1 protein-coding gene is annotated in these 1,635 nt (G+C 63.1%); it reads right to left on the minus strand.

The features are described from left to right. Positions 1 to 1,635, minus strand: a 1,635-nt coding sequence (locus ACFWPJ_RS32250) for a hypothetical protein (RefSeq protein ID WP_378857231.1), incomplete at both ends; no start/stop codon positions are given.

A 1,635-nucleotide genomic window follows, 5' to 3' on the forward strand; every position in this document is an offset into this window, starting at 1 on the left:
CTGTACTAGAAGTGCCCCTGGGCGCATACGTCGGTATGAACGACGCTGCGACGGAATCACCATGCTCGTCTGTCCGGAACAGTTGCTGTGGAACTCTCGGATCGAGCCCGTGCTGACTCAGATATCGTGGCCCTACGGCGAATGTGGCATTGGGAATAGGTACCGGAAGGCCCGCGTCCCAAGTAGCCCCGGTGCCCAATTCCGGATTGAATCCACGGGCCTGGTTGCCTGACCGGGTGTGCACATGGCTGAAGTTGCCACTCTCGCCGGTATAGAACGAGCCGTGCCAATCCCCATTTGTGTCGTACACGTCGTAGCGCGTGAAGGGATCTCGTGGCCCTGTCAAGGAGAAGGGCAGCGCCGTCGGATCATAGTCTGTGACTGGGTCCGCATTGCGATAGCTTCCACCTTGGTCACCGGCCGGATGCCAGTCGACTGCGGGGTCGATCGGGCCGGTTCGGAATTGATTGAACTGTTGGGCGGGCGATCGCTCGGTTCGCGGACCATTGGGCGAGATGTTCGGGTCGAGTCGAACCGCTGGTTCAGGGCCCGAAACCCGGGATGTCGGGATATCTAGACCAGAATATGAGTGGACATAGCTGCCCGAGTGGTCGCGAAGCAAGTACGTCACACCGGGAGCTGGGCGGGAGATATTCGGGTCGACGCCGACTGCTGACACGGTCCTGTCGTGCCCTCTATTCGAAAATTCAATCTCGGCGTGGGTAATATTTCCATCTGCATCGGTATAGAAGACGCCTACCGGACGGCCCTCTGTGTCAGCGACCACCACTCGTGAGTTCGGCTGGAGTTGGTCGGTACCGCTAAGATCCGCGACGCGTGTCCCCGGAGGAACCTGCATTTGGACCTCCGGTAACGGGGTTCCGTCGTCATTGCTCGGCGGATTCCACACAACGCTTTGCTGTGGCGTCGAGTCTCGATCAGGCGAGTCGCTGCGCGGTGGAACGGGCCGTGCTCGGTCAACAGAGCCGACTGCATCGATATCCCGCATCGGTGCCGAGTTTGGTGGGGCCGAGGAGGGTCCCTCGGGACTTACTGTGCCGTTTGGGTGATGTGATTGCCACTGACCGTCCGGAGGAATTCGCGGGCTGCGGGTGCCGTCGGCGTTGGTGACTGCGCTGGTGCTGAAGACGTTTCCATTGCTGTCGGTCCACGCCGCTTGGGTCGGTGCGAGTACCTCGACGCCGAGGTGTTGGGCCAGACGGTCGGCGAAGCCGTTGGAGGAGGCATCGCAGCCGATTAGGCGGATGGGGGTTACGCCGTCCCAGCCGGAGCGGCGGAGGAGGTCGCCGTATTGCTCGGGGGTGAGGGTGTGGGGGCCGATTTGGGCTTGGCCGTCGGGGGTGATGTGGGTGTCGGCGGTGAAGCGGGTGGGGTCGGCGGGGACTCGGTGGGGGAGGTCGCCCATGGTGGGGTCGCCGCGGTGGTGGGAGACGCCTGCGGGGGTGTTTTCGGCGTGTTGGTTGTGGATGGTGTCGAGGTTGATGGGGGTTTCGGTGTCGACGGTGGTTTCCGGTGTGGGGGTGAGAGTGTCGACGGTTGGGGCGGTGTCGGTGCGCGCGGTGGTGTCGACCGTGGGGGTCGTGGTGTGTTGGTCTGCCCAGGAGGGGGTGGTGG

The organism is Nocardia sp. NPDC058497 (assembly GCF_042720195.1).
In the GTDB taxonomy this organism is placed as follows: Bacteria; Actinomycetota; Actinomycetes; order Mycobacteriales; family Mycobacteriaceae; genus Nocardia.